The following is a 5,582-nucleotide window of genomic DNA, read 5'->3' as shown; positions in this document are numbered from 1 at the left end:
CGCGCGCTCCCACCACACCAGGCCGCCCCCCCCCGCCCGGCGGCGCCGCGCCCCCCCCCCCCCCCGGCGGCCCGCCCCCCCCCGCCCCGCCCCCCCCCCCCCCCCCCCCCCCCCCCCCCCCCCCCCCCCCCCCCCGCGCCCCCCCCCCCCCCCCCCGGCCGGGGGCGGGCCGCCCCGCCCGCCCCCCCCCCCCCCCCGCGGCTCTTGGTGCTGTGCTGTTGTGCGGTGCTGCTATGTGCTGCTGTGCGGTGTGTACGCGGTCAGGCAGACTTCCTGCTGTCCCGCGGGTGCACGGCGATGTTCATGGCTCCGGAGCGCAGAACCGCCAGCCTCTCGGCCAGCACCTCCTCCAGCTCCTCGCGGGTGCGCCGCTCCATGAGCATGTCCCAGTGCGTACGCGCAGGCTTGCCCTTCTTCTCTTCGGGGCCATCCCCGTCCACCAGGAGTGCCTGGGCGCCGCACGCCTTGCACTCCCACTCCGGCGGAATTTCCGCCTCTACCGAGAACGGCATCTCGAATCGATGTCCGTTCTGGCATGCGTACTCCACCGCCTGGCGCGGGGCCAGATCGATGCCGCGGTCCGTCTCGTAGCTGGTAACCACAAGTCGCGTGCCGCGGAGAGCTCGCTCACTCATGAATCGTGCCTCCCGGGCTTGTCGCCCACAGGACAAAATGTCGCTGTCGTCGTCATCCGGTCAACGTCCGGTCGGCGGTAAAGATTCCCGTTGCCGGTCATGCGTCGCCCGTCGTGCCGCTGCTTTATCTGGGTTGAGTACCCACCCGTGCCCGGTTTGTCACCTCTGTTAGGTGTTGTCACCCAACGGTTGAACCGCTTCCACTCGCAGTAACGGTCCTCCGGGCAGGCCAAAGACGTATACTACCGGCCTTTGACTTCAACGTCTAAATCCGTTCCGGCACCGGGTTGCCCGCGGCCTGGATCGCCCGCTTCACCGGGACCCGCGCCAGCAGGACCGCGCCGAGGGCGAAGAACACGATCAGCGAGATGATCGCCTCCCGGTAGCTGCCGGTCAGCTGGTACGCCAGACCGAACACCAGGGGCCCCAGCCAGCTCAGCCCCCGGTCGCTCATCTCGTACGCGGAGAAGTACTCCGCCTCCTTGCCGCGCGGCACCAGATGCGAGAACAGCGACCGCGACAGCGCCTGGCTGCCGCCCAGCACCAGACCGATCGCCGCCGCCAGGACGAAGAAGAACACCGGCGCGTCGGCGGGCAGCAGGTAGGCGGAGACCAGGATCAGGGTCCAGATGACCAGCGACCCCAGAATGGTGCGCTTGGCGCCGTGCGTCCGGGCGAGCCGCCCCATGCCGAGCGCCCCCGCCACCGCCAGGATCTGCACCAGCAGCACGGCGACGATCAGCGTCGTCTGATCCAGGCCCAGCTCCTCGGAGCCGTACAGCGAGGCCTGCGAGATGACCGTCTGGATCCCGTCGTTGTAGACGAGATAGGCCAGCAGGAAGGAGAGCGTCAGCGGGTGCCGCCGCATGTCGCGCAGGGTTGCCCGCAGCTGCTTCCACCCGGATCCGACCGCTCCCTCACCGCCCGGCGGTACCCGGCGGTCGCGCAGTCGGCGCAGCGGTACGAGGGTGAACGCGCCCCACCACACTCCGGCCGAGGCGAGACAGATCCGCACCGCGTCGGACTCCGTGAGACCGAAGGACTCGTGGCCGGTGTACAGGATCAGGTTGAGGATCAGGACGAGGGCGCCCGAGGTGTAACCGAAGGCCCAGCCGCGCGAGGAGACCGCGTCCCGCTCCTCCGGCCCGGCGATCTGCGGCAGATAGGCGTTGTACAGGACCATCGACACGGAGATCGAGGCGTTGGCCACGATCAGCAGGAACGCCCCCAGCAGATAGCGGTGGCCGTCCAGGAAGAACATCCCGGCCGTCGCCGCCGCCCCCGTGTAGGCGGCCGCCGCCAGCAGCGGCTTCTTGCGCCCCGTACGGTCCGCCGCCGCGCCCACGATCGGCATCAGGATCACGGCCACCACGATGGACGCGGAGACGGAGTACGCGAACAGCGAGCCCGCGCGCACGGGTATGCCCAGCGGGTGCACGAACCCGTCGGGATCGGCCGCCGCCTTGGCGATCGACGTCAGATACGGACCGAGGAAGACGGTCAGCACGCTGGTGGAGTAGACGGAGCAGGCGAAGTCGTAGAAATACCAGCCGTGCTGCTCCCGTCTGCGGGCGGCAGCCGTCCCGTCGCCCGGCGGCTGCCCGGACGGATCGGCCTTCCCTGCGGTCCCGGTACTCATCCCGCGTCCCCTCGGTCGTCCCCTGTGGACGCGGACGGACCGGGCGTCAGGACCATGCCCCCCGCTCGCTCAGCACCGTACGCAGCGTCTCGATGTGATCGGTCATGATGCCATCCACGCCGAGGTCCAGGAGCGCCGCCATCCGCTCCGGTTCGTTCACCGTCCAGACGTGCACCTGGAGCCCCAGTGCGTGTGCCGTGCGGACGAAACGGGCGTCCACCACCGGGATGCCGCCCTGCCGCTCCGGGACCTGGGCGCAGACCGCGCCCGCGCGCAGCGCCGCCGGGATCCCGTACGACCGCAGGCGCAGCCCCAGGACGCCGCGCACCCCGTACGACGTGGCCAGGCGGGGGCCCGCCAGACGGTGGGCGCGGGCCACCCGGGCCTCCGAGAACGAGCCGACGCAGACCCGGTCCCACGCGTCGGTGCGGCGGATCAGGCCGAGCAGCGGCTCCAGCGCCGATTCGGCCTTCAGATCCACGTTCCAGCGGGCCTGAGGGAACTCCTCCAGGAGTTCCTCGAAGAGCGGGAGCGGTTCGCTGCCCCCGACCCGGGCCCGGCGCACCTCGCTCCAGGGCAGTTCGCGGATCCGGCCCCGGGCGTCGGTGACCCGGTCCAGCGTCGCGTCGTGGAAGGCGACCAGCCGGCCGTCCGCCGTGGTGTGCACATCGGTCTCGAAGTAGCGGTAGCCCGCCTCGGACGCCCGGCGGAAGGCGGCAGCGGTGTTCTCCACGCCGTCCGCCGCCCCGCCGCGATGGGCGAAGGCGATCGGCGCCGGGTGGTCCAGATAGGGGTGGCTCGGGTTCACTGCGGCAGTATGGCCTGCCCGGATGCCGGGGCGGCAACGGGGCCGGAACCGGCGGGCGGCGCGGTGGTGGACGGTCCGTCGGAAGCCGCAGCGACCTCGGTGGGCGTGGTGGCCCCGGAAGCCGCGGCGACCTCGGCCTCGGCGGGCGCGGGCAGCGCGAACAGCCGCAGGAAGAGCTGCGCCAGCGGGCCGATGGCGAGGGCGTACAGCACCGTTCCGGCCCCGAGCGAGCCGCCCAGCACGAAGCCCGTCGCCACGACGGCCACCTCGATCGCCGTGCGGACCAGCCGGATGGAACGGCCGGTGATGTGGTTCAGCCCGGTCATCAGCCCGTCGCGCGGGCCGGTGCCGAACCGGGCCGTGATGTACAGCCCGGTCGCCACCCCGTTGAGCACGATGCCCAGGACCATCACCGGGATGCGGAGCCCGAGGCCCTCCAGGTCGCCGACCACGGCGAGCGTCCCGTCCGTCGCCAGCCCGACGGCGAAGACGTTCGAGACCGTGCCGAGCCCCGGCCGCTGACGCAGCGGGATCCACAGCAGCAGCACCACCGCGCCGATGATGATCGACACGACGCCGATCGAGATACCGGTCAGCTCCGCGAGGCCCTGGTGCAGCACGCCCCACGGCTCCAGGCCGAGTCCGGCGCGTACGAGGAGCGCGGAGCTCGCCCCGTACAGCGCCAGGCCGACGTACAGCTGGACCAGCCGCCGGGTGAGATGAGTGGTGCTCCGGCCGGTGGTCCTGGCCACGTTGTGCCCCCTGATGTAGTGATAGTGGACTGCTTCGTGCCACTCTGTGGCAGGGGATCGACCATCAACGATGGCCAATTCGAGGAAGGTGGACTGATTTCGATGACGCAGTGGACATCGACAGTGGGGGCGGCCCAGCTCGCCCGGCAGCTCGGGTCGCAACAGGCCCGGCCCACCGGACCGGGCGGCCGCAAGCCGCCCGCCTACCGCGCGCTCGCCGACGGCGTACGGCTGCTCGTCCTGGAGGGCCGCGTTCCGGTCGCCGCCCGGCTCCCCGCCGAACGCGAACTGGCCCTCGCCCTGTCCGTCAGCCGCACGACGGTCGCGGCCGCCTACGAGGCGCTGCGCGCCGAAGGCTTCCTGGAGTCGCGGCGCGGCGCGGGAAGCTGGACCGCCGTCCCGGCGGGCAATCCACTGCCCGCCCGCGGCCTGGAACCGCTGCCGCCGGAGTCGCTCGGCTCGATGATCGACCTGGGCTGCGCGGCCCTGCCCGCCCCCGAGCCCTGGCTGACCCGCGCCGTCCAGGGGGCGCTGGAGGAGCTGCCGCCCTACGCCCACACGCACGGCGACTACCCGGCCGGACTGCCCGCCCTGCGCCAGATGATCGCCGACCGCTACACCGCGCTCGGCATCCCCACCATGCCCGAGCAGATCATGGTCACCACCGGCGCGATGGGCGCCATCGACGCGATCTGCCACCTCTTCGCGGGCCGCGGCGAACGCATCGCGGTCGAGTCCCCCAGTTACGCCAACATCCTCCAGCTGATGCGCGAGACGGGCGCCCGCCTGGTCCCGGTCGCAATGGAGGAAGGGCTCGGCGGCTGGGACATGAACCGCTGGCGCCAGGTGCTGCGGGACGCCGCACCCCGGCTCGCCTATGTGGTCGCCGACTTCCACAACCCCACCGGCGCGCTCGCCGACGAGCAGCAGCGCCGGGACCTGGTGGAGGCGGCCCGGTCCGCCGGGACGGTCCTGGTCGCCGACGAGACGATGAACGAACTCCGCCTCGACGCCGACATCGACATGCCGCGCCGGGTCTGCGCCTTCGACCCGGCCGGCAGCACGGTCCTGACCGTCGGCTCCGCCAGCAAGGCCTTCTGGGCCGGGATGCGCATCGGCTGGGTGCGCGCGGCCCCGGACGTCATCCGCAGCCTGGTCTCCGCCCGCGCGTACGCCGACATGGGCACGCCCGTTCTGGAACAGCTCGCCATCAACTGGCTCATGGGTACCGGCGGCTGGGAACAGGCCGTCGAGGTCCGGCGGATGCAGGCACGCGAGAACCGGGACGCCCTGGTCGCGGCCGTGCGCCGGGAGCTGCCGGACTGGGAGTTCGCCGTGCCGCGCGGCGGTCTGACGCTGTGGGTGCGCACCGGCGGCCTCTCCGGATCGCGGCTGGCCGTCGCCGGCGAACGCGTCGGCGTCCGGGTGCCCTCGGGCCCCCGCTTCGGGGTCGACGGGGCCTTCGAGGGATACGTACGGCTGCCGTTCACGGTGAGCGGACCGGTCGCCGACGAGGCAGCCGTACGCCTGGCGGCCGCGGTGGACCTGGTGCGCTCCGGGGCGGGCGTGGGGGCCGACACCCCACGCAGCTTCGTGGCCTGAGACCGACGCGACAGCACGGCGGGGGGGGGGGGGGGCCCCCCCGCCCCCCCCCCCCCCCCCCCGGGGGCCCCCGGGCCCCCCCCCCCCCCGCCGCCGCCCCCCCCGGGGGCCCGGGGGGGGGGGGGGGCCGGCCGGGCCGCCGCGGG

At 73.0% G+C, this 5,582-nt stretch carries 5 protein-coding genes; 1 reads left to right on the top strand and 4 read right to left on the bottom strand.

Annotation, left to right across the window (positions count from 1 at the left end; genetic code table 11):
• Positions 1-260: 260 nt before the first annotated feature.
• From ACIQPT_RS37290 to ACIQPT_RS37275, 4 genes are all read right to left on the bottom strand, one after another.
• Positions 261-635, bottom strand: a complete 375-nt coding sequence (locus tag ACIQPT_RS37290) for an RNA polymerase-binding protein RbpA (RefSeq protein WP_003959706.1) — start codon at positions 633-635, stop codon at positions 261-263.
• A 265-nt stretch (positions 636-900) separates the two neighbouring features.
• Positions 901-2,274 carry an MFS transporter gene (locus ACIQPT_RS37285; RefSeq protein WP_401162780.1) on the bottom strand — a complete coding sequence of 458 codons (1,374 nt, stop codon included), beginning with the start codon at positions 2,272-2,274 and terminating at the stop codon, positions 901-903.
• A gap of 46 nt (positions 2,275-2,320) precedes the next feature.
• Positions 2,321-3,082 (bottom strand): glycerophosphodiester phosphodiesterase, encoded by a 762-nt coding sequence (locus ACIQPT_RS37280; RefSeq protein ID WP_401162778.1) that lies wholly within the window; start codon positions 3,080-3,082, stop codon positions 2,321-2,323.
• The gene (locus tag ACIQPT_RS37275) at positions 3,079-3,834 is read right to left on the bottom strand and encodes a YitT family protein (protein WP_401162776.1); all 756 of its coding nucleotides are present in this window, start codon (positions 3,832-3,834) and stop codon (positions 3,079-3,081) included. Before ACIQPT_RS37275 ends, ACIQPT_RS37280 begins: the two co-directional genes overlap by 4 nt.
• A 102-nt stretch (positions 3,835-3,936) precedes the next feature.
• Between ACIQPT_RS37275 and ACIQPT_RS37270 the strand changes: the two genes are divergently transcribed.
• Complete coding sequence (locus tag ACIQPT_RS37270) at positions 3,937-5,436, top strand: PLP-dependent aminotransferase family protein (protein ID WP_401162774.1); 1,500 nt, start codon at positions 3,937-3,939, stop codon at positions 5,434-5,436.
• The last annotated feature ends 146 nt before the right edge of the window (positions 5,437-5,582 follow it).

This window comes from Streptomyces sp. NPDC091289, assembly GCF_044757365.1.
In the GTDB taxonomy this organism is placed as follows: domain Bacteria; phylum Actinomycetota; class Actinomycetes; order Streptomycetales; family Streptomycetaceae; genus Streptomyces.
Note: the sequence above shows the minus strand (reverse complement) of the source record. Positions and strands in the feature narration are given on the sequence as shown.